This is a genomic window from Mesorhizobium sp. M7A.F.Ce.TU.012.03.2.1, from assembly GCF_004006095.1.
Taxonomy (GTDB): Bacteria; Pseudomonadota; Alphaproteobacteria; order Rhizobiales; family Rhizobiaceae; genus Mesorhizobium.
The window spans coordinates 2,987,487-3,009,279 of sequence record NZ_CP034779.1 but is presented as its reverse complement, the minus strand read 5'-3'; the positions used below and the strand labels follow the sequence as shown (position 1 = coordinate 3,009,279).

16 protein-coding genes are annotated in these 21,793 nt (G+C 64.7%); 8 read left to right on the top strand and 8 right to left on the bottom strand.

Going from position 1 to position 21,793, the window contains the following annotated elements:
• Nucleotides 1-28 precede the first annotated feature (28 nt).
• From ubiB to coaBC, 4 genes are all read left to right on the top strand, one after another.
• Nucleotides 29-1,603 (top strand): 2-polyprenylphenol 6-hydroxylase, encoded by a 1,575-nt coding sequence (gene ubiB, locus EJ079_RS14535; protein ID WP_127379938.1) that lies wholly within the window; start codon nt 29-31, stop codon nt 1,601-1,603.
• 274 nt (nt 1,604-1,877) lie between these two features.
• Nucleotides 1,878-2,132 carry a hypothetical protein gene (locus EJ079_RS14525; protein ID WP_127809335.1) on the top strand — a complete coding sequence of 85 codons (255 nt, stop codon included), beginning with the start codon at nt 1,878-1,880 and terminating at the stop codon, nt 2,130-2,132.
• A gap of 2 nt (nt 2,133-2,134) precedes the next feature.
• Entirely contained in the window at nt 2,135-2,536 is a 402-nt protein-coding gene (locus tag EJ079_RS14520; RefSeq protein ID WP_127809334.1) for a type II toxin-antitoxin system VapC family toxin, read from the top strand.
• 25 nt (nt 2,537-2,561) lie between these two features.
• A complete protein-coding gene (coaBC, locus tag EJ079_RS14515) occupies nt 2,562-3,794 on the top strand; it encodes a bifunctional phosphopantothenoylcysteine decarboxylase/phosphopantothenate--cysteine ligase CoaBC (protein ID WP_127809333.1) in 1,233 nt (410 codons plus the stop codon).
• Between the two features lie 87 nt (nt 3,795-3,881).
• On the opposite strand, the gene EJ079_RS14510 is transcribed toward coaBC, so the two are convergent.
• Both EJ079_RS14510 and EJ079_RS14505 read right to left on the bottom strand, forming a co-directional pair.
• Nucleotides 3,882-4,460: an invasion associated locus B family protein gene (locus tag EJ079_RS14510; protein ID WP_127328335.1), complete on the bottom strand. Its 579-nt coding sequence runs from the start codon at nt 4,458-4,460 to the stop codon at nt 3,882-3,884.
• Between the two features lie 35 nt (nt 4,461-4,495).
• Nucleotides 4,496-7,573: an autotransporter outer membrane beta-barrel domain-containing protein gene (locus EJ079_RS14505; RefSeq protein WP_245481912.1), complete on the bottom strand. Its 3,078-nt coding sequence runs from the start codon at nt 7,571-7,573 to the stop codon at nt 4,496-4,498.
• Nucleotides 7,574-13,383: 5,810 nt separating this feature from the next.
• Between EJ079_RS14505 and EJ079_RS14495 the strand changes: the two genes are divergently transcribed.
• Nucleotides 13,384-13,692 (top strand): hypothetical protein, encoded by a 309-nt coding sequence (locus EJ079_RS14495; protein ID WP_127270866.1) that lies wholly within the window; start codon nt 13,384-13,386, stop codon nt 13,690-13,692.
• 126 nt (nt 13,693-13,818) lie between these two features.
• The gene (locus tag EJ079_RS14490; RefSeq protein ID WP_127270867.1) at nt 13,819-14,295 is read left to right on the top strand and encodes an NUDIX hydrolase; all 477 of its coding nucleotides are present in this window, start codon (nt 13,819-13,821) and stop codon (nt 14,293-14,295) included.
• A gap of 4 nt (nt 14,296-14,299) precedes the next feature.
• Here the strand turns inward: EJ079_RS14490 and EJ079_RS14485 are convergent, their stop codons facing one another.
• The 5 genes from EJ079_RS14485 to EJ079_RS14465 form a co-directional block, all read right to left on the bottom strand.
• Nucleotides 14,300-15,148: a citryl-CoA lyase gene (locus EJ079_RS14485; RefSeq protein ID WP_127809332.1), complete on the bottom strand. Its 849-nt coding sequence runs from the start codon at nt 15,146-15,148 to the stop codon at nt 14,300-14,302.
• Nucleotides 15,145-16,329 (bottom strand): CoA transferase, encoded by a 1,185-nt coding sequence (locus EJ079_RS14480; protein ID WP_127809331.1) that lies wholly within the window; start codon nt 16,327-16,329, stop codon nt 15,145-15,147. Before EJ079_RS14480 ends, EJ079_RS14485 begins: the two co-directional genes overlap by 4 nt.
• A gap of 15 nt (nt 16,330-16,344) precedes the next feature.
• Nucleotides 16,345-17,868: a tripartite tricarboxylate transporter permease gene (locus EJ079_RS14475; protein WP_127269607.1), complete on the bottom strand. Its 1,524-nt coding sequence runs from the start codon at nt 17,866-17,868 to the stop codon at nt 16,345-16,347.
• Nucleotides 17,869-17,872: 4 nt separating this feature from the next.
• Nucleotides 17,873-18,409, bottom strand: a complete 537-nt coding sequence (locus tag EJ079_RS14470) for a tripartite tricarboxylate transporter TctB family protein (RefSeq protein WP_127397556.1) — start codon at nt 18,407-18,409, stop codon at nt 17,873-17,875.
• Nucleotides 18,410-18,531: 122 nt separating this feature from the next.
• Nucleotides 18,532-19,506, bottom strand: a complete 975-nt coding sequence (locus EJ079_RS14465; RefSeq protein WP_127397555.1) for a tripartite tricarboxylate transporter substrate-binding protein — start codon at nt 19,504-19,506, stop codon at nt 18,532-18,534.
• Between the two features lie 184 nt (nt 19,507-19,690).
• Between EJ079_RS14465 and EJ079_RS14460 the strand changes: the two genes are divergently transcribed.
• On the top strand, nt 19,691-20,461 hold the full coding sequence (locus tag EJ079_RS14460; protein WP_127397554.1) for an IclR family transcriptional regulator: 771 nt from the start codon (nt 19,691-19,693) through the stop codon (nt 20,459-20,461).
• 137 nt (nt 20,462-20,598) lie between these two features.
• On the opposite strand, the gene EJ079_RS14455 is transcribed toward EJ079_RS14460, so the two are convergent.
• On the bottom strand, nt 20,599-21,132 hold the full coding sequence (locus EJ079_RS14455) for a GNAT family N-acetyltransferase (protein ID WP_127379946.1): 534 nt from the start codon (nt 21,130-21,132) through the stop codon (nt 20,599-20,601).
• Nucleotides 21,133-21,331: 199 nt separating this feature from the next.
• Here EJ079_RS14455 and EJ079_RS14450 point away from each other — a divergent pair, with 199 nt between their 5' ends.
• Nucleotides 21,332-21,787: a DUF2214 family protein gene (locus EJ079_RS14450; RefSeq protein WP_127809330.1), complete on the top strand. Its 456-nt coding sequence runs from the start codon at nt 21,332-21,334 to the stop codon at nt 21,785-21,787.
• Nucleotides 21,788-21,793: the final 6 nt, after the last annotated feature.

Sequence of the window (21,793 nt, the reverse complement as noted above, 5' to 3'; positions counted from 1 at the left end):
TCAAAGAGCCGGCAGGATTGGCGCTGCCATGAGCAATGTCAGTGCAGGATTCCGGCTCGTAAGGGCCGGCTGGGTGCTGGTCCGCGAGGGTGTCGTCGCCGCTCTGCCGGGTGAGGAACTGTCCGGCCTGCCGAAGTTCGGATGGCGGATGGCGCGGCTGTTCACCCGCCGCCGCGCGCTGGCCTATGAGCGCAGCGACCGGCTGGCCAAGGCGGTCGTCCGGCTCGGTCCATCTTATGTAAAGCTCGGCCAGTTCCTGGCGACACGGCCCGACGTCGTCGGCAACGACATGGCGCTCGATCTCGCCACGTTGCAGGACAAGATGCACACCTTCCCCAGGGCCGAGGCCATCGCGGCGGTCGAGGCTTCGCTCGGGCGCAAGGTCGGCGATCTCTATACGCAATTCGGCGACCCGGTCGCCGCCGCCTCCATCGCCCAGGTCCATGCCGCCGACGCTCTCCATGACGGCATCGCCACCAAGGTGGCGGTCAAGGTGATCCGTCCCGGCGTGCGCCGCCGCTTCTTCCAGGATCTCGAAAGCTATTTCCTCGCCGCTCGCCTGCAGGAGAAATACATCCCCTCGTCCCGCCGGCTGCGGCCGGTCGAGGTCACCCAGACGCTGGCGCAGACCACCAAGATCGAGATGGATCTTCGCCTCGAGGCGGCGGCTCTCTCGGAGCTCGGCGAAAGCACCAGGGATGACCCCGGCTTTCGCGTGCCGTCCGTCGACTGGGAGCGCACCGGCCGCGACGTCTTGACCATGGAGTGGGTCGACGGCGTCAAGATGAACGACATTGCCGGCCTGGAGGCCGCCGGCCACGATCTGAAGGCGATCGCAGCCAATCTCATCCAGTCGTTCCTGCGCCACACCCTGCGCGACGGCTTCTTCCATGCCGACATGCATCCGGGCAATTTGTTCGTCGAGGCAAACGGCACCATCGTTGCCGTCGATCTCGGCATTGCCGGCAGGCTCGGCAAGAAGGAGCGCCGCTTCCTCGCCGAAATTCTCTACGGCTTCATCACGCGCGACTATCTGCGTGTCGCCGAGGTCCATTTCGAGGCCGGCTATGTGCCGCGCCAGCACAATGTCGCAGCCTTCGCGCAGGCGATCCGGGCGATCGGGGAGCCGATCCATGGCCAGCCGGCCGAGACCATCTCGATGGCCAAGCTTCTGACGCTGCTGTTCGAGGTCACCGAACTCTTCGACATGGCGACGCGGCCCGAATTGATCCTGTTGCAGAAGACCATGGTGGTGGTCGAGGGCGTGGCGCGCACGCTCGACCCGGCCTTCAACATGTGGAAGACGGCCGAGCCGGTGGTCGGCGACTGGATATCAGGTAATCTTGGGCCGCGTGGCATGATGATCGATGCGCGTGACGGCGCCCGGGCGCTGCTCACCCTGGCCCGCCAGATACCCGAGCTTGCGGCGCGCACCGACCGGCTGTCGCGCGAGATCGACCTGATGGCCGAGCACGGCCTGCGCTTCGACGAGACCACCGCCGACGCCATCGGCAAGGCCGAGGCGCGCTACAGCCGCTCCGGCCGCTGGGCACTCTGGGTAATTGCGCTGACGCTGGTCTATATCGCCTGGAAGATCATCTGAGTGCAGGCAATGACAGCAGCGCTGTCATTGCAGTCGGAATCCGAGATGGCTATATTACGTATATGGCTAGGATCACGGTTCGCAATCTGGAAGACCATGTCATGCAGCGACTGCGCGAACGCGGCGCGGCGCGCGGCGTTTCCATGGAGCAGGAGGCGCGGGATGTGCTTGCCGCATCCGTCGGGCTTCCGACTACGAAAGGTTTCGACCGCTCGGGAATAGCAGCCGAGGGCGAAACCAGATTTTGGCCGACGGCAGGGGTGCAAGAATAGTCATGGGCACTCTGACCATCCGCAATCTCGACGACGACCTAAAGCAAAAACTACGTGAGCGGGCCGCGAGACATGGAATCTCGATGGAGCAGGAAGCGAGAACCCTGTTGCTGAAGGATGTGTCGAGAGCCAACGAACGTAACGACGATATTGTGACTGCAGAGGAAATCCTCGAGTTCGGTAGACGATTGCAAAAAGTGGATTTCGATCAGAAGAAACTCACCGATGACCTTTGGTCCTTTGTCGAGGACGAGTGACCATGGTGGTCGACACCTCAGCAATCGTCGCCATCCTGAAACAGGAATCCGATGCACCGGCGATCGCCCAGCGCCTAGCCGGAAATCAACGGATATTGATGAGCGCTGCAACTCTGATGGAGTGTGGCACGGTTATTGTCGGACGTTATGGTTCGGCCGGCTCAGCGGAGTTGACGGGCCTTTTGGCGAGACTGAAAGTCACCATCGTCGCTCTATCTGCCGAACATGCGCAGGCCGGAATTGAAGCCTATACACTCTATGGCCGTGGCAGTGGCCATCCGGCCAAACTCAACATGGGCGACTGCTTCGCCTATGCCCTGGCCAAGACGCGAAACCTGCCGCTGCTTTTCAAGGGCAATGATTTCATCCATACCGATATCGAACCGGCGCTGAAGCCGGCATGACACTGGACAAGAACTGGCCTCAGGCATGAGCCTCTCCGGCAAGCGCATCCTGCTCATCATCGGCGGTGGCATAGCCGCCTACAAGGCGCTCGATCTGATCCGCCGGCTGCGCGAGCGCGGGGCCGCGGTTCGGGTGGTCATGACATCGGCCGCGCAGGAATTCATCACCACGCTGTCGGCCGGCGCGCTCTCCGCCGACCATGTCTTTACCGAACTGTTCGACCGCCAGGACGAGCACGATGTCGGCCACATCAGGCTGTCGCGCGAGGCCGACCTGCTGGTGGTGGCGCCCGCCACCGCCGACCTGATGGCCAAGCTCGCCAATGGCCACGCCAACGATCTGGCCTCCACGGTGCTCATCGCCACCGACAAGCCGGTGCTGATGGCGCCGGCCATGAACCCCAGAATGTGGGCGCATCCGGCCACCCGCCGCAACCGCGCGACGCTGCAGAAAGACCGCGTCACCTTCGTCGGTCCGGCCAGGGGCGAGATGGCCGAAAGCAATGAAGCGGGCGAAGGCCGCATGGCCGAGCCGCTGGAGATCGTCGCCGCGATCGAGGCACTGCTCGACGTCGGCCCGAAGCCGCTGTCGGGGCGCAGGATCATCGTCACCTCCGGCCCCACGCATGAGCCCATCGACCCGGTGCGCTACATCGCCAACCGTTCGTCCGGCAAGCAGGGCCATGCCATAGCGGCAGCACTGGCCAGGCTCGGCGCCGATGTGCGCCTCGTTTCCGGCCCAGTCGATATTGCCGATCCGGCTGGCGTGAAGACCATCCATGTCGAACGTGCGCAGGAGATGCGCGACGCGGTGGAACAGCTCCTGCCTGCCGACGCGGCGGTGTTCGTCGCCGCCGTTGCCGACTGGCGAACCGAGAATTCAGCCGGTGAGAAGATCAAAAAGGTCGCCGGCGAAGGGCCGCCGGTGCTGCGCATGGTCGAAAATCCCGACATTCTCGCCGGCGTCGGCCATCACAGCCAGCGACCCGGCCTGGTTATCGGCTTCGCCGCCGAGACGCAGGATCTCCTGCGCAACGCCGAGGCCAAACTCAAGAAAAAAGGCGCCGATCTCATCGTCGCCAACGACGTGTCGCAGGGAAGCGGCGTCGGTTCTTCGGGCGTGATGGGCGGCGATCGCAACCGGGTGCGGATCGTGTCAAAGGCTGGCGTCGAGGAATGGCCGGAGATGAGCAAGGACGATGTGGCGGCGCGGCTCGCCGCCTTGATCGCCGAAAGGCTTAAAACCATCATCGTTTGAACCGACGCAGAGACGTTCTGAGGCAGTGACGCACTGCCCTGCCGCGAGACGACATTCAGGCAGCGCTTTAAGTCCTGCGGCTCTACCTCAATTGGTCAAAAGCTGCGCGGTCCGGGCAAGCGCGCCGGCGAAGCCGTTGAGCGGAATGGAAAAGTTCACCGCTTGTCCGGTATCTGCCGCGAAAGCGTCGATCTTCAGTGTGGTGCCTGATTTCAGCAGCGGCGTGACAGTCGCATCGAACACCACCGGCACCAGACAGCCGACGACCTGGCAGGTGTTGAACGCCAGGCTGCCGTCCAGCTTCTGATCGTCGATGGTCAGGCTGACCCCCTTGGCCAGCGCCAGGCCGAACGGCAACGCAAGCGTGCCCATGGCATCCTCGCCGGTCTTGCTCGACAGCTCGATCGCCAGCAGCCGCTGATTGCTTTGCTTGTTGAATTGCTGATGCGACAGGCTGCAGGTCTTGGCCGTGCCCGATATCTGGCAATTGACCGTCCAGTCGCCGTGGGTTTCAGACAGTGCCGACGCGCCGCCGGGCAACTGCGGCGCATCCGCGGCAGCGGGTGCCGTGACCGCCTTGTCGCTCTTGGTTTGCGCCGCCACGGCCGCCACGCCGACGGTGCAGGCAACACCCAGCATCGCCACGAAGTACGCGTACTTCCTCATCAAGATCCCTCCCGCCCGGCTCCGCCTCGGGCCAGCTAGAAACTGACCTTGAGAGACGCGCTGATCGCGTTCTGTTTAACCGTTTCGCCGAAGGCGCCATTATATCTGACGGACATGCCGACGCCATTGACGCCGTTCAGCTCAAGGCCGGCGCCGACCCGATAGAGCGGCGAATCGACGGCCTCCGTCAAGTGCAATGCGGGGTTGCCAGGCAGATTCTCCGCCGCCGCGAAGCGACCTTCGATTTCCCACTCCTTGTCGGAAAACTCCACGCCAGCCTTGCCGTAGACGCGAAGGCTGGCAATGTCGCTGAGTGCAATGTCGGTACCGATCTCGAAAGCCGGCGTCGCCGAATAATACATGTTGGCGCTGCCGTCGAAGTTGAAGGCGGCAACCGAGCCCACTTCCTTGCCGGAAACACGCAGCCAGCGCGCGTCGAACTGCAGGGTCGGCTGCAGGTAGAAAACACCCATCTCCTGCGTTATGCCGAGCCGCGCCGAACCGCCGAACTGGGTGGTTTTCTGCGTGTAGGTGACACTGTTGCCGATGCCAGGCAGCAATGCCTCCGGCAGATAATCGCCGATCAGCGTTTCGCCCGGAATGAAGGCCACCTGATCGAGATGCGTATCGCGCTCGCCCTTGAAGGAGCCGGTGCCGCCGCCGACTGCGAAGTCGATGAAGTAGTTCTTGTCGGCATATTTCGCCAGCGCATACGCCTGCCAGGATTCGCCTGTCGTGGCCGACAGCAATTCGCCGTTGAAATCGATCTTCGAGTCGAATTCGGTCCGGCCTATCGTTGCGCCGAGCGACCAGTGCTGGCTGACCTCGCCAATGCCGCCAAGCGACATCGTCTTCATGACGTCGTCTCGGCTGGTGGTGCCGGCCCCAGCGTCGCGGCTGTACTCGGCTTGCGGACTGATCGACGCCCAGACACAGCGTCCGTCGGGATCCTTGTAGGCGGGAACGCCGGTGCATTCGCGCGCCGCCTCCAGCATGATGTCCGTGGAGCGGTTGATCATCTCGAATGTGTGCACGGCGTAGTGCGGCGTCAGCCGCGTCAGGGCCGAGCCGAGCTCCATTTCATCGGGCAGGAAGCGCAGCATGTTGATCAACAGCGCCATCGGATTGTCTGGGCTCGAAGAAGCCTCGACATCATCGAGATACTGCGCCATCTGGAAGACGCCGGGATCGGTCGTGCCGGAGTTAGGATCCTGTGCCAACTCCAGGAAAGTCGGATTGTCGGCATAGAGAACCAGATCCGTTCCGCCGACCACCTTGGTCAGGAAATTGAAGCCGACCGCCGGATGCAGCGTCGTCGGCGTGATGCCGGAATCGGTCATCGCCGATCCGGTGGCCAGCACATATTCGGCGAACAATTTGTCGATCGACAGGAAATTCAACGGCGCCTCACCATCGAAGTCTCCGGCCACCGTTAGTGCCAGGGCATCCGTGATCTGGTTGTTGAGATCGACGTCGGTGACGAAGTCGCCCGAGAATATCTGCGTGAAGCCGCCCGTGACATCCACTTTGGCCACGACGCCGATGCCCTGATTGGTAAACAGCCCGTCATTGGTGAACTTGCCGCCGCCGAGATCGATGGTCTTGAGGCCGACCATCGAGGCGTCGGCGATATTGTGGAAGCTGTTCGTGCCGCCGCCGAGGTCCATGTTGCCGATCACCCGTCCGAGCGTGTCGGCGCTCTTCGAATTCTCCACATGGTCATCGCCCGATGTGCCGGTGATAGCCAGTGGGCTGAAATCGTCCAGAAGCGATTCCAGGATCGCATTCGTCGGCACGACGGGACCGGGCGCCAACAGGAAGGCTTGGAATGCCTGAAATTGCGACGCCTGGATGGTGAAACTCGGCGTTGCCCCCATCGCATAGAGCAGGCTGTGGTTGTTCAGCGTGTTGTCTGCGCCCCCGACAAGCATCGCCGCCACGCCGGTTCCGGCACCGCCGATCGTGTACTGGCCATTCAGGTTGATGGTGATGTTGCCCTTGGCGCCCTTGGCCGTGCTCTCGCCATAGACAGCCACGGAATCCGCACCTTGCGCGAACAGGCTGTCACCCGCCGTCAGATCGACCGCATGGGCATTGCCGTCGCCTGTCGCGCTCTGGCCGAACATCGCATACGAACTTGCGCCCTTGACCCAGACCTGGCTGTCCGTGCTAGCGGCCGACGCCGCAGCGTCGCCGATACCACCTTGCGAGCCGGCCGCCGACTGGCCCATGGCCAGCGAATCCATGCCGCCGGCGCCACCGCCACCGCCCACCGCCTGGGCAACGACGCCGTGGCCACGGTCGCCATCGGTCTCAATGGCGCCGGACTGGATGATGGTCACCTTGCCGCCGGTGCCCTTGGTGCCACCAGGCGTGTTGAAGCCGATGGCGTTTGGCCCGCCGCCGTCGTCGTCGGCGCCAAAGCGGCCGAAACCGGCACCACCGATGCCGCCGCCGCCACCGACCGACTGCGCGATGATGGCGATGGAATCCTTGCCCGTCGTCGTGATCGTGCCGGTGCGGATGACGGTAACATCGCCGCCATCGCCGCCATTGCCGCCGAGACCGCCAATGGCCAATGCATTCGAGCTCTTGCCCTTGGCGTCGCCGCCATAGCCGCCACCGCCGCCGACCGATTGCGCGACCACGCCATGCGCGCGCTCGCCATGGGTGATGATGGTGCCGGAAACCGTGACATCGACCTTGCCGCCATTGCCGCCATTGCCGCCGAAGCCGCCAAGCTGCAGCGCAACCGACTCGTCTCCCGCCGTGTCGGCCGATACCACGCCGCCATAACCGCCGCCGCCGCCAACGGACTGGGCGAAAATGCCGAGCGCCCCATCCTTCCAGGTTTCGATGATGCCGTCATTGTTGACCGTGACATGGCCGCCATTGGAGCCGTCGCCGCTCGGCAGAGAAATCGCGCCGCCGATCGTCATGTCGGCCTCCGAAGCGTTGGCTGCGGCACCCGAAGCACCGCCGCCACCGCCTACCGATTGCGCGAAAATGCCGTGCGAAAGATAGCCGAGCGTGGTGATCTTGCCATGATTGTCGACGATTACGTCGCCACCGCTGCTGCCCCCACCGCCCAGCCCGCCGATCGCCAGCGTCACCGACGTTTCCGCGCTGCCTGTCTCGGTCGAGCCGGCGCNATCGGTATCCTGGCGATGTCGGTCGGCGGCGGCGGCGTCGGCGGCGCTTCGGGCACCTCGGCCAAGGACTCCAATGTGGCCATAACCTTGAGCCTCGGCGGCGCCGGCGTCACCGACGTTTCCGCGCTGCCTGTCTCGGTCGAGCCGGCGCCCGCCGCGCCACCGCCACCGCCCACCGATTGCGCGAAGATGCCGTGCGAATTATCGCCCTTGGTCAGGATCTCGCCCGACCCGAAATTAGTCACATGAACGGTTTCGCCACTCTTGCCGCCGGTGCCGCCGGCGCCGCCGAGGCTCAAGGTTATGGCCACATTGGAGTCCTTGGCCGAGGTGCCCGAAGCGCCGCCGACGCCGCCGCTGCCGCCGATCGACTGCGCCAGTATGCCGTGCGAATAGGCCTTCTCGGTCAGGATCCAGCCGCTGTTTTCGACATTGACCTTGCCACCGTTACCGCCAACGTTGCCGGACCCGCCCAGTGACAGGTTGACACTGACTTCCGATTCATCGGTGTGACCGGTGCTTTCGCCGGCGCCACCGGCGCCACCGCCGCCACCCACCGACTGTGCGAAGATGCCGATGGAACGCTCCTGCTGGGTCCAGATGCCGGCCGTGGCGAGATTGAAGACGTCGACTTGGAAAGCGCTGCCACCGCCGCCGCCTGCCCCGCCAAGCGCCCCACCGATCGCATATTTACCCAATACGCCCGATGTCGCCGAGCCGCCGACACCACCACCGCCGCCGATCGAGTTGGCGCTGATACCATACGAATCGGCGCCGTCGGTCACGATCAGGCTCCGGTTGGTAACAGAGACCGTGCCGCCATTGCCGGCACCACCCGCGGCGAGGCCGATCGCCGCGCCGATGCCGACGGACGTCTCGCCTTCGCTGCCTCCGCCAACGATCTCCTCGTCGGTCGAAGCCGCGCCGCCGCCGCCGCCGCCGCCGCCGACCGACATCGCCAGGATACCGATGGAATTGAAGCCCTGGGTCCGGATTACCCCGGAATTGTCGACATGCACGCCGGCGCCGATGACGTTGTTGCCGTCATCCAGGCGGAACAACGCCGCATCGTTGCCGGAGCCGCCCGAACCGCCAATGCCGACATTGACGGTGACACTCGTCTCGCTGGTGCCGCCAAGGTGGAACGCCTTGGCGTTGCTCGATCCGCCCATGCCGCCGCCGCCGCCCAGCGATTGCGCGACGATGCCTGAGGAGAAATCGCCCTTGGTCGTCAAATTGCCGGTGTTGATCACGTCGACCGCGCCGGAGATATTGCCGGTGCCGCCCCCGCCTCCGACGGTCACGTTGGCCGCAACGTTGACGCCTTGGCCGCCGCCCAGATCGGCGGTCGCACCGTTGGTCGAGCCGCCATTGCCGCCGCCGCCGCCGATCGACTGCGCAAGGATCGCCGCGCTCATGTCGCCATCCGTCTGCACCGTCATGGCATTGTGGACGAGCACATCGTCGCTGACATTGCCGTCGCCGCCGCCACCGCCGATGCTGACGGTCGCGTTAACGCTGACATTGACGCCGTAACCGCCAGCCGCCGCCCAGGAATCGCCGCCATTGCCGCCGCTGCCGGCAACCGACTGGGCAAGAATGCCGCCAGCCTGGTAACCCTTGGTGACGATGCTGCCGCCGCCGCTGAGGCCGGTATCGACGATCACCAGGTCGCTCCTGCCACCGTCGCCGCCCCAGCCGCCGACAGTAACGCCGAGGCTGACATTGACGCCGTTGCTGACCGAGCCGGCCATCGTGGCCGCACGGCCACCATTGCCGCCGCCGCCGCCAATCGACTGTGCCACGATGCCGCCCGAGCCGACCGCGTCGGTGTCGGCGATGATGTTGCCGTCCGCCCTGACCGTAACCTTGCCGCCAGGGCCGCCATCGCCGCCCTCGCCGCCAACCGAAACGCCGACCGCTGCCGATGCGTAGAAACCGGCGCTGAAGGCTCCGGAATAGGCATTGCCGCCATTGCCGCCGCTACCGCCGACCGATTGCGCCAGGATGGCCTTCGCGCCCGCGCCGCCGACGTGGATGTCGCCCTTGTGGGTGACGGTAACCTGATCGCTCAGGTTCGCATCGCCGCCGCCGCCGCCGATCGCGACGCCAGCCGCACCGAATATACCAACCGCGACCGCACCGGCGCTGCCGCCATTGCCGCCGCCGCCGCCGACCGATTGCGCCAGGATGCCGTGCGCGAGCGCGCCTTTGGTGGTTATGTTTGCGGTGTTTTTGACCTCGACCTGGCCACCTGCCCCGCCAGCGCCGCCCTGGCCACCGACAGCGACGGCCGCAAAGGCACCACCGGCGCCCGCCAAGCCTCCATCACCACCTGAACCACCGACCGACTGCGCGAAGATGCCGATCGAGAGGTCCCTGTCAGTGGTGATCCGAGCCGTATTTTCGACATAGACTTTCTGGCTGCCACCACCGGAACTGCCATTGCCGCCCAGCGAGAAGGAAGGTCCGCCAACCGTCACCGCAAAGCCGCCGGAGCCGCCGCCGCCGCCGACCGACTGCGCCATGATGCCGTGCGACTGAATACCTTCGGTCTGGACGACGGCGCCGTTGATGACATCAACGGTCTTGCCGCTGCCACCGCCGGCGCCCTTACCACCGATCCCGATGCCGAGGCCCAGGTTCAGTCCTGCGGAACCGCCGCCCGTGCCGCCGCCACCGCCGATGGATTGCGCGATAATGCCCGTCGAGCGATCGCCGATCGTATGGATCAAGCCGCCGCCAATTGTGGCCCTGACCGTCTCGGCCTCGCCGGCCCCTCCGCCTTTGCCGCCGATGCCGATGGTCGCAGCGATAGCGCCATTGAACGAAAAGCCGCCATTGCCGCCGCCGCCGCCGATCGATTGAATGATCAGGCCAGCGGAGTCGGCGCCGTGGGTTGTGATATTCGTGGTGGTGGAGTTGTAGACGACCTTGCCCGCGGCGCCGCCGCCCGCGCCACTGCCGCCGATGCCGACGGTCAGGCCAAGGCCGACACCGATGACGCCGCCGCCATTGCCGCCGCCGCCACCGATCGATTGCACGATGATACCGGCCGACCTTTCCTTGAAGGTTTCGACCGAACCATTATAGGTCGCATTGACTGCCTTGCCCGCGCCTGCCGCGCCGCCGCCACCACCGATGCCCAGATTGGCGATCGCGCCAAACGTGCCGACGAAGCCGCCATTGCCGCCACCGCCGCCGACCGACTGTACGACGAGGCCGATCGAGTCGGTGCCGCGCGTGATGATCGATTGCTGGCCGCCATTGGCGGTGCGGAAGAACACGTCGCCGCCATCGCCGCCGCCGCTGCCCTTGCCGCCGATTCCAACGCTCGCTCCGAAGAGGGCGCCTTCTACGACAAAGCCGCCATTGCCGCCGCCGCCGCCAAGCGATTGGACGACGATGCCTGCCGACCGGTCCTGCAGGGTTTCGACCGAGCCGCCGGTGGTGACGTCGACTTTCCTGGCGAAGCCGCCTGAACCAGCCGAGCCGCCGACGCCGACAGCCACGAGACCCGCGCCACCGAGAGCGAAGCCGCCATTGCCGCCGCCGCCGCCCACCGACTGGGCGAGGATGCCGATGGAATCGGTGCCGCGCGTCGTGACCTTGGCGTTTGCGATGTTGTAGGTGACCTCGTCTCCGTTGCCGGCCGCGCTGCCGCTGCCGCCCACCGAAACAGACACGATGCCGCCAAGCGCAAAGGCGCCACCGCCATTGCCGCCGCCACCACCCACAGACTGTGCGAGGATGCCGATGGCCGAACGACCGTTGGTGTCGACCGTCGGACCGGTCGCGGCCTGGTTGACGTTGACGGCTCCGGCATTGCCGCCGGTTCCGCCGCCGCCGCCGATCGCGACAGCGACTGCCGGGGCGACCGACAGGGCAAAGCCGCCATTGCCGCCCCCACCACCGACCGACTGTGCCAGAACGCCATGCGCGCCATCGCCGCTGCCGTCAGCGCCAGTTGTTATCGTGCCGCCGACATTGGCGATGACAGTCCCGCCTTTGCCGCCGCCGCCGGCTGTGCCGCCGATCGACACGATGCCGGCTGCCCCGCCACCGTCACCACCGCCGCCGCCGACCGATTCGACCAGCATGCCAATAGCACCCCGACCATCGGTGGTGATGTTGCCGGTGTTGGTACCGGTTGCATTGGCGCCATCATTGCCTGCGCCGCCGGTGCCACCGCCGCCGAACAGGCCGAAGGCGTCGCCGCCGCCACCACCGCCGCCGCCGACCGACTGGACGGCCATGCCGCTGGCGAAATCACCATGCGTTATGATGCCGCCCGAATTGCTGCCCGTGGCATTTCCGCCCAAAGTGGCGCCGCCGCCATTGCCGCCGCCGCTGACGACCCCGACGCCATCGGCGCCATTGCCACCCACACCACCTGCCGACCGCACCAGCATGCCATAAGAGGCCAATCCCGATGTTTCCACCTTGCCGGCGTTGCTTGCCGATGCGGTGCCGCCGGAAGCGCCATCACCGCCGTCACCAGCATCGACGCCGAGACTGACGATGTTGTCACCGCCCTGGCCGCCATTGCCGCCGCTGGCGTTGGAAAAGATGCCGTAGGAGAAGTCGCCCGTCGTCGTGATGTCGCTGGTGCCAGACGCAACGGCGTTGGCGCTGCCGCCGGTGTTGCCGCTTCCGGCGTCGCCGCCGAGGTTCGCGATCGCCGGAAGGGCGCCGCCGCCACTGCCGCCATTGCCACCGACCGCAGAAGCTTCGAAGCCATGATGTCCCGTGCCGATGGTCGAAATCACAGCGTTGTTGAGAATGTCGACGGATCCACCCACGCCGCCATTGCCGCCCTCACCACCATTGGTTTCAATGGGCGTTCCAGCCAGGCCTTCGCCGCCGTCGCCGCCATCGCCGCCATTGGCAGTGCCGACAAATCCAGATGCGTTGACGTTTATCTGCGGGGTGTTGTTTACGGCTCCAGGAGTCGCATTTGTAATCGATCCGCCGGGATCGCCATTATCGCCATCTGCGTCAAAGCCACCAGGTCCCCTGTCCGGAGCATCCGGGCCGTTCTCGTCTATGACGAACTGAGCATGCGCCGCCGGTATCGGCGGAAAACCCACCAGCGCGGTGGCGCCGAGAAGGACCATCAACCGTCCGGCAATCACACCTGGCCGGCGACGGCGACCCGAGCCAGACGCTTCTTGCGCACGTGCCACCGGTCCAAGTTTGAACAAAGTCCACGCTTGCGCCGCACGAAGCGAACAAGGCGAACTGCCGGGCAGCGCTTGGCGGGCAAGCCCTGCTTGCTGGGATACCTCTGCCACATGGGCATTGGCAGCGTCGATACCGGAACCCGGAACCGCGAATGCGCGTTTGATGGCAAAGCCACCACGCTTTGAAAACAAAGCCATGCACTTACCCCCCGTTTTACGGGGGCGCGCCTCAATGCCTGCTTAAGGCGACGCCACCGCTATGCTCATGCAATTGCAATAAGGATGCCGGCACTGCGCAATAAGGTTCAATGCATTAAAACAGAGCATCCGCATTCCCACTTGCGGAGCTCTGACTCAATTAGAATGCATTAACTTATGCCGGATGAAACCGAAAATTTACGTGCGGACACTGGCCAAAGCCACCGACGTTTCATAGTCGTCATATGACGACTATCTGCGGTTCGCAGCGGGAATCGCAGAACAAAGCGATCGGACTGCCCGATTTCGTGATGCTCGACCCGCTGGCCATGGCATCGCCGCGCAAACATCCTATATCAGTGGGCAGAGTTTTTTCGCGGGAATGAGCGAATGTCGGCACTTCGGCCATCAACGATCTTCACAGTGGCAATGCTGGCCACGGCAGTGCTGGCGGGCGTTTGCCTGCCGGCTTCCGCGCAGGCGCTCAATTCCGCTACCGGCAACAATGCGCTGATCCGGCAGAACGACCTGCAAATCCTGCAAAACAGGATACAACGGCAGCAATATCAGCAGCAACAGCAGCAGTACCGCGCCCAGGACCGCCAGATCGTTCAGCAGCCGCCCCCGGTCGTGCAGCAGCTCAAGCCAAGCTGCCAGACCCAGATAATCGGCACCACCGCCGTGAGCAATTGCCGCTGACATCAAGGCCTTTTTCGTTTATTTAGCCGACTTAAGTATTTCGAGTGTCTTTCGGCACATGCGAAGTTTTGGTTTTGCAACGATGCCTTGTCGCGCTATGCGGCATTGCATCGACTGGATTGACGAATGGCAGCCACCAAGAAAAAGGCCGTACGCAAGGCAAAAAAGGGCGAGAGGATCCGCCAGGTGGCGGCTATTCCCTTTCGGCTGACCGCGCGCGGCGACATCGAGGTCATGCTGGTCACGTCGCGTACCACCAGGCGCTTCATCGTCCCCAAGGGCTGGCCGATGAAGGGCAAGAGCGGACGCAAGGCGGCCACCATCGAGGCACAGGAGGAAGCCGGCGTGCTCGGCAAGACGCTGAAGCAGCCGGCGGGCACCTATTCCTACTGGAAGCGGCTGGCCAATCGCTTTGTCCGCGTCGACGTCATCGTCTATCTGCTCGAGGTGAGCGAGGAACTGGCCGACTGGCAGGAAGCCAAACGACGCCAGCGGGCCTGGCTGGCGCCAGCCGACGCAGCCATGCTCATCGACGAGCCTGATCTTTCAACGTTGGTGAAGACGCTGAAGCTTCCTCAGCCTTTGCAGGTGGACCAGGCGTAAAGCCTCACTCGCCGGGCTCATCGCTTTCGGGAAACGGCCGCACCGGCGTGCCGGTATAGGTCCACAGCCATTCGCGCGGCAGCGGCCCTTTGTTTCGCTCGGCCTGCTGCGACTGCTCCCAGGCATGCGCAAGGATGCCGACCGAGCGCGACAGCACGAAAAGCCCTCGCGTCAGCGCTGGCGGAAAACCGAGTTCGCCATAGATGACGGCGGTAGCGCCATCGATGTTGAGCGGTATTTTTTTCCTCTTGCGTCGCGCGACGTCCGCCTCGATCGCTTCTGCAATATCGGCGAAACGTCCGTTGACGGCACCGCGTGCGGCAAATTCGCGGGTCAGTTCCAGCAAGCGCGGCGCGCGCGGGTCGACGGGATGGAAGCGATGTCCGAGCCCCGGCACATAGCCCTTCTCCTCGGCGAAGAACCGGTCGAGCCGTGTCGAGACCGCTTCATTCAGCGTCATCCCGGCATCGATTGCCACGGCAATGTCACCATAGAAGGAAAGCGCCTGCTCGCCGGCGCCACCGTGCACGTCGCCGAGAACGTTGATGGCCGAGGCCATGGCGCTGTTGATACCAACGCCGCAGGTTGCGGCCATGCGCGCGATGGCGATCGATGGCGCCTGCGGTCCGTGGTCGACGGCGGCTCCCAAGGCAATGCCGAGCAACTCTGCCTGGTCCTCGCCGGGCAGTTCGCCGCGCAGCATCAGCCAGATGACAGCCGGGAAGCTGACGCGGCCGATCAGATCCTGGATCTCGTAGCCGCGCAGCCGGATGACACCAGGCCGCATCTCGATGATGTCGGTCTGCCACCATTCCTCGCCGCGCTCACGGCCCGTCTTCTCCGTGTCGCTCATGCGCGTGCCTTTGTCTTGGCGCGGGGTGGCAGGTCGGCGAACACCTCGCCCATATGTTCGCCGAGCGCCGGCGGCGGCTTTGTCGGCAACGGCGCCTCGCCATCGACCATGAAGCCGCCGCGCAGAACGGTCAGCGGCTTGTCCATGCCGGCCACATCATCAAAATTCGCGGTCACCCGGCGTTCGATCACTTGCGGCTCGGCCAGCACTTGCGGGATCGTCAGCACCCTGCCGGCAGGCACGCCGGCGCGATTGAGCATCTCTTCCCAGGCAGCCGCCGAGGCGCCCGCCAGGGCGTCCTCGATTTCGACTTTAAGCGCCGCACGGTTGCGCTTGCGCGTCTCGCGCTCGGCAAAGCGGACATCGGAGGCCAGTTCCGGCCGGCCGATCAGCCGGCACAGCGCCACGAACTGCTCCTGCTTGTTGGCGGCGATGTTGACGAGCCCGTCGCCGGTGCGAAACGTACCGGAGGGTGCCGCCGTCATGTTCTCATTGCCCATCGGCTTGGGGTCGATGCCTGCGGTCAGATAGTTGGAAACCGGCCAGCCAAGCGCGGAAAGTGTGCATTCGAGCATCGAGACGTCGAGAAAGGCACCCTCGCCGCTCGTCTTCTGCCGCACCAGCGCCGAGGTGATGGCGAACGCGCCGACCAGTCCGCCAAGCGTGTCGGCCACGGGATAGCCGACCCGCAGCGGCGCCGTTTCCGGTGTTCCGGTGATGCTCATGATCCCCGACAGGCCCTGGATGATCTGGTCATAGGCGGGATTGTCGCGCATCGGCCCGGTCTGGCCGAAACCCGATATCGCGCAATAGACGAGGCCTGGACGGACCGTCTTCAGCGCCTCGTAACCAAGCCCCAGCCGATCCATCACGCCCGGGCGGAAATTCTCCACCAGGGCGTCGGCGCTGGCCACCAGATCGAAAAAGCGCTCGCGATCGGCTTGCTGCTTGAGGTCGAGCACCACCGACCGTTTGCCGGCGTTCTGCGCCAGGAACGATGCGCCCATGCCGGCGCTGTTCAGCTTTGGCGAGCCGCCGAGCTGGCGGGCCAGGTCGCCGCCTTGCGGCGCCTCGACCTTGATCACATCGGCGCCGAGCAGCGCCAGCTGATAGGCGCAGTAGGGACCGGCCAGCACATTGGTCAGGTCGAGGACGCGAATACCGGAAAGCAGTTCTGTCATGGCGTCATGGATCGATCAGGCATCGCCGGGCACATGCTCCGGTCCGCGCCGACGCCGATGCTCGATGAAGGCCCAGATATGCGGGCCGGCGAGGCCGATGAAGGCGAGCGTCAGCAGCGTCAGCGACAGCTTGTGGGTGTAAAACACCGACCAGTCGCCGTTCGAGATGGTCATCGCCCGGCGGAACTGGGTTTCGGCGAGCGGTCCAAGGATCATGCCGATAATGACGGGCGCGGTCGGGAAATCGAAGCGCCGCATCAGGAAGCCGGCGGCCCCCAGGAGATAGAGGATGACGAGGTCGATGGGCGATTGCGAAATGCCATAGGTGCCGACCGTGGCGAACACCAGGATGCCGGCATAAAGCTGCGGCGCCGGGATTTTCAGCAACCGCACCCACAGCCCGATCAGCGGCAGGTTGAGGACGACGAGGATCACGTTGGCGATGAACAGGCTGGCGATCAGCCCCCAGACGAGGTCGCCCTGGGTCGTGAGAAGCAGCGGCCCGGGATTGATGCCGTAGCTCTGGAAGGCCGACAGCATGATCGCCGCGGTCGCGGAGGTCGGCAGGCCAAGCGTCAGCATCGGCACCAGCACGCCGGCGGCGGAGGCATTGTTGGCGGCCTCGGGGCCGGCAACGCCTTCGATGGCGCCGACGGTGCCGAACTCCTCCTTGTGCTTCGACAGCTTCTTTTCGATGGCATAGGACAGGAAGGTCGGGATTTCGGCGCCGCCGGCCGGCATGGCGCCGATCGGGAAGCCGATCGCAGCGCCGCGCAGCCAGGGTTTCCACGAACGCCCCCACTCGGCCGCCGTCATGTAGAGCGAGCCCTTCAGCGGCACGATCTCGTCCTTGCCGGCATAGCGGCGCGAGGCCATGTAGAGCGTCTCGCCGACGGCAAACAGGCCAACCGCGGCAATGATGACATCGACGCCATCAAGCAGTTCGTTCGTGCCGAAGGTGAAGCGTGGCTGGCCGGTCTGCAGGTCTACGCCGATCATGCCGATGACGAAGCCGGCGAACAGGCTGGTCAGGCCGCGTACGGAAGACGAGCCGAGCACCGCCGAAACGGTGATGAAGGCCAGCACCATCAAAGAGAAATATTCGGCCGGACCAAAGGCCAATGCGAATTTGACCACCACCGGCGCCAGGAAAGCGACGCCCATCGTGCCGATCGTGCCGGCGACGAACGAGCCTATCGCGGAGGTGGCGAGTGCCGCGCCGCCGCGCCCGGAGCGCGCCATCCTGTTGCCTTCCAACGCAGTGACGATGGTGGCGCTTTCGCCGGGCGTGTTGAGCAGGATCGACGTCGTCGAACCACCATACATGGCGCCGTAGTAGATGCCGGCGAACAGGATGAAGGATGCTTCCGGCGCCACCTGATAGGTGATCGGCAAAAGCAGCGCGATGGTCAGCGCCGGTCCAAGACCGGGCAGCACGCCGATGGCGGTACCGAGTGTGGTGCCAAGCAGGCACCACAGAAGGTTGACCGGGGTGAAGGCAACCGAGAAGCCATGTGCGAGATGTCCGAGCGTTTCCATGGCGTCAGCCCCTCAACATGGTGATGAACGCATCGATGACCGTGTTCAGCTGGTTCTCGATGAAACCGGCACCGATGTTGACGCCAAGCGCCCTGGCGAAGCCGAAATAGGCGGCCAGCGCCAGGATCAGGCCGAGCACTGCGTCACGCAGCGTGCGCTTGCTGCCGAAGCCGTAGCAGACCAGAACGAACATGATGACGGATGCCGCCGTGAAGCCGAGCGGCCGGATGAGCAGCAGATTGGCGATCAGGCCGATGACGACGAAGCCCATCGCCTTCCAGTCGGTCGGCGTCTCCTTTTCCTCCTCCGGCTGCCAGCCGCCGCGAAGCGCGGCAAGGATGAGCAACAGCGAAAGAACCACCAGGCCGAACATGGTGAGGTAGGGAAAGACGGTCGGGCCGACCTTGGAGTAGAGCGGCGACACCGGGATTGCCAGCGTCTGCCAGGCGACGGCGCCGGCGCAGGCCAGGAGCCCGATGCCTATCAACAATTCCGGCACGGCAAGGCGCAACGGCGCCGCCTGCTGGTCGCTGGTGCTCATCGGTATCCTCCCAAGATGGCCGGCATCCTCCAGCCGGCCGCATCCGCAGTTTCGCCGCATCATATGTCCATGCGGCAGGCGAGATGGGAAGGGGGCGGCACTCTAACCGCCCCCTGAAGACATCAGGCGAGGCCGAGATCCTTGAGGATCGCGGTGATGCGGGCCGTGTCCTCGGTGAGGAATTTTGCGTAGTCGTCGCCAGTCAAAAGGATGGGCGTCCAGTTGCGGTTTTTGCATTCGGTTGCCCATGCATCGCTCTTGGCCATGGTCTCGATCATTGTGACCATCGCCGCCTTGTCGGCGTCGGAAACGCCGGGCGGTGCGAAGACGCCGCGCCAGTTGAACAGTTCGACATCGATGCCGGCTTCCTTCAACGTCGGTGCGTCGATGCCGTCCTGACGCTTGTCAGCCGAGATGGCGAGCAGCCGCAGCGCGCCCGCCTTGACCTGCTCGGAGAACTCGCCAAAGCCGGAGATGCCGGCCGCGACCTGGTTGCCGAGCAGCGCCGACAACGCCTCACCGCCGCCGGCGAACGGCACGTAGGACAGGTTTGTCGCCGGCACGCCGACCGTCTTGGCAATCAAGCCGAACAAGATGTGATCCGAGCCGCCGGCGGAGCCGCCGGCGAGGGGAACCTTTGTCGGATCGGCCTTGAGCGCGGCGACGAAATCAGCGGCCGTCTTGAACGGTGACTCCGCCGGCACGACCAGGGCCTCGAACTCGCCGGTGAGGCGGGCAATCGGGGTGACTTGCGTCAGATTGTTCGCGGCCTTGTTGGCAATGATGGCGCCGACCATGACCATGCCGGCAACCATCAGGGAATTGCCTTTGCCGTTCCACTGGCTGATGAATTGCGGCAGCCCGACAGTCCCGCCGGCGCCGCCGACATTGGTGATCTGCGAACCCGAGATCAGCTTTTCACTGCGCAGCACCTGGTCGATCGTGCGCGCCGTCTGGTCCCAGCCGCCACCCGGTGCGGCAGGCACGAAGAGCTGTATCTGGGGCGCGCCTTCGGCGTAAGCGGGAGAAAGATGCGACGTCATCAGCCCGGCACCCACGGCTGCGGTGCTCATCAAAAATCTGCGTCTGTTCAGCATGGGGATTCCTCCAAATCACGACACCTCCTCCGGTGCCCGCCAAAACGCGCCTGCATCCAGACCCGTCATCGATTTCAAGCAGATGTTACGGAGTTCTGTCAACGGAAACGATATTCTACTGGACAGAACGATTTGGCGGCGCGACAGAGTCGCGTCGCTCGGCTTTCTTCAAACTGGAACCACCATGGACTCGCCAAGCAAATCGGCAGATGGGGAAATAGATCGCACCTCGGCGGACGGTGTTGCCGCGCTTGATCGAGCCATTGCCATCCTCGATGCCTTCACCACGGATGACCGGTCGCTCAGCCTGGCCGAAATCGCGGCGCGCACCGGCCTCTACAAGAGCACCATCCTGCGGCTTGCGAATTCCCTCATGCGCGGACGATTGCTCGAGCGCCTCGACAATGGGCGCTACCGCGTCGGACCCGCGACCTTTCGGCTCGGTGCGCTCTACCAGCGTTCGGTCGTGGCGGTCGATATCCTGCTGCCGATCATGCGCGATCTTTCCGAGCGAAGCTGGGAGAGCGTTGCCTTCTATGTTCGCTCGGGCGACGTCCGCACCTGTCTCTACCGCGTCGAATCCAAGCACCCGATCCGCTACACGATACGCGAAGGCGACGTATTGCCTTTGCTGCTCGGCTCCGGCGGCCGCGTGCTTGCAGCGTTTTCGGGCCAGCAGGGCGAACCGTACGAGACCATCCGCAAGACCTGCAACTGCCTCGCCGTGGGCGACCGCGACCCCGAGACGGGGGGCGTGTCGGCGCCGGTGTTCGGCCCGGGAGGCGTCCTGCTCGGCGCCTTGACCCTGGCTGGACCCAGCACGCGCGTCGACGCGGCATTTCTGCAGCGCATGAAGCGGCCGCTGCTCGAGGCGGCGGCCCGCGCCACCCGCGCCTTCGGCGAGGACGCCTCCATGCTCGAGCGGGCAAGCCTGGCAGCGGACGCCATGCCGTAGAACACGTTCTCGTTGGAAGCCCCGCTCAAGTCAGTTTGACCAGACCACAGCGGTTCTTGGCGCGGCCCGCCTCGTCATCATTGCTGGCGACAGGCGCCATCATGCCGGCGCCGGCAGCTGTCAGCCCGCGGCTCAGGTCACCGCGCCAGCAGGATGGTCGGAGTGTCGTGATAGGTGGTCTTCACCACTTCCCGGTAACCGCACTTCGCAGCCACCCTCAGCGACGCGCCGTTTTCCGGATCGATGATGCAGACGGTCTTCTCGCGCCCGAAAATCTCTTCGCTCCACGCCAGGATGCGGCCAACCACCTCGGTGGCGAAGCCCGCCCCGTGCACGGCCGGAACCAGCGCCCACCCGGCCTCGGGAATGCCTTCGATCGATGGTTCCATGTCGCGCTTCAGGTCGTGAAACCCGGCCTCGCCGATGAAGCGTCCGGTCGCCTTCTCCTCAATCGCCCAGAAGCCATAGCCGAGCAGCGACCACAGGCCGGCGTGACGCAGGAAGCGCATCCAGCTTTCTTCGCGCGTGCGCGGCTTGCCGCCGATGAAGCGGGTGACGACGGGATCGGTCCACATCGCGGCATAGGTGTCGAAATCATCCAGCCGGTGTGCCCGCAGGATGGTGCGCTTCGTTTCGATGACAGGGGCGCTGGTCGCTTGTGGATTGTTCATGGGATCTGCCTCGTACGGATCGCCAGCGCTTAGCAAATCGCCGGTGCGGCGCAAGGGGCCAGCGCAACACGGCCCATCATCCAGGCGCCGCTATGGGAATTTTGCGAGACGGTGTTATTTTTTCACGGCAGGCCGATTCAACGCCTGCCAGCGCGACCTTTCAGGCGCGCATTGCTGCCGTCAACCCCAGGGAAAGAGCATGGACACCACCGATCTTGTGCTTGCGATCTTCCATCATCTGCTGGTTTTTTCGCTGGCGGGGATCATCGGCGCCGAATTCGTCCTGATCCGCGGCGATCTGGGCGCTGCGACGCTCAAGAGGCTCGCCGGCATCGACCGCCATTACGGCATCATTGCCACGCTGATCATCGTCGTCGGCATCGGCCGCGTCTTCTATGGCCTCAAGGGCTGGGAATTCTACGTCTACAATTGGGTGTTCTGGGCCAAGATAGCGGCGTTCGTCATGGTCGGCCTGCTGTCGATCATCCCGACCGTCCGCTTCATATCCTGGAACAGGCAGGCGAGCGGCAATGCCTCGTTCCAGGTACCGGCGGCCGAGCTTGCGTCCGTGAAGACTTACATCCGCGCCGAAGCTTTCATCTTCCTGCTCATCCCGGTCTTCGCCGCGGCGATGGCGCGCGGCTACGGCTATTGAGGCCGA

Bases quoted from the DNA above. Each gene is read 5' to 3' on its own strand.
- ubiB (WP_127379938.1), top strand. From the start codon at position 29: ATGAGCAATGTCAGTGCAGGATTCCGGCTCGTAAGGGCCGGCTGGGTG.
- EJ079_RS14525 (WP_127809335.1), top strand. From the start codon at position 1,878: ATGGGCACTCTGACCATCCGCAATCTCGACGACGACCTAAAGCAAAAA.
- EJ079_RS14520 (WP_127809334.1), top strand. From the start codon at position 2,135: ATGGTGGTCGACACCTCAGCAATCGTCGCCATCCTGAAACAGGAATCC.
- coaBC (WP_127809333.1), top strand. From the start codon at position 2,562: ATGAGCCTCTCCGGCAAGCGCATCCTGCTCATCATCGGCGGTGGCATA.
- EJ079_RS14510 (WP_127328335.1), bottom strand. From the start codon at position 4,460: ATGAGGAAGTACGCGTACTTCGTGGCGATGCTGGGTGTTGCCTGCACC.
- EJ079_RS14495 (WP_127270866.1), top strand. From the start codon at position 13,384: ATGTCGGCACTTCGGCCATCAACGATCTTCACAGTGGCAATGCTGGCC.
- EJ079_RS14490 (WP_127270867.1), top strand. From the start codon at position 13,819: ATGGCAGCCACCAAGAAAAAGGCCGTACGCAAGGCAAAAAAGGGCGAG.
- EJ079_RS14485 (WP_127809332.1), bottom strand. From the start codon at position 15,148: ATGAGCGACACGGAGAAGACGGGCCGTGAGCGCGGCGAGGAATGGTGG.
- EJ079_RS14480 (WP_127809331.1), bottom strand. From the start codon at position 16,329: ATGACAGAACTGCTTTCCGGTATTCGCGTCCTCGACCTGACCAATGTG.
- EJ079_RS14475 (WP_127269607.1), bottom strand. From the start codon at position 17,868: ATGGAAACGCTCGGACATCTCGCACATGGCTTCTCGGTTGCCTTCACC.
- EJ079_RS14470 (WP_127397556.1), bottom strand. From the start codon at position 18,409: ATGAGCACCAGCGACCAGCAGGCGGCGCCGTTGCGCCTTGCCGTGCCG.
- EJ079_RS14465 (WP_127397555.1), bottom strand. From the start codon at position 19,506: ATGCTGAACAGACGCAGATTTTTGATGAGCACCGCAGCCGTGGGTGCC.
- EJ079_RS14460 (WP_127397554.1), top strand. From the start codon at position 19,691: ATGGACTCGCCAAGCAAATCGGCAGATGGGGAAATAGATCGCACCTCG.
- EJ079_RS14455 (WP_127379946.1), bottom strand. From the start codon at position 21,132: ATGAACAATCCACAAGCGACCAGCGCCCCTGTCATCGAAACGAAGCGC.
- EJ079_RS14450 (WP_127809330.1), top strand. From the start codon at position 21,332: ATGGACACCACCGATCTTGTGCTTGCGATCTTCCATCATCTGCTGGTT.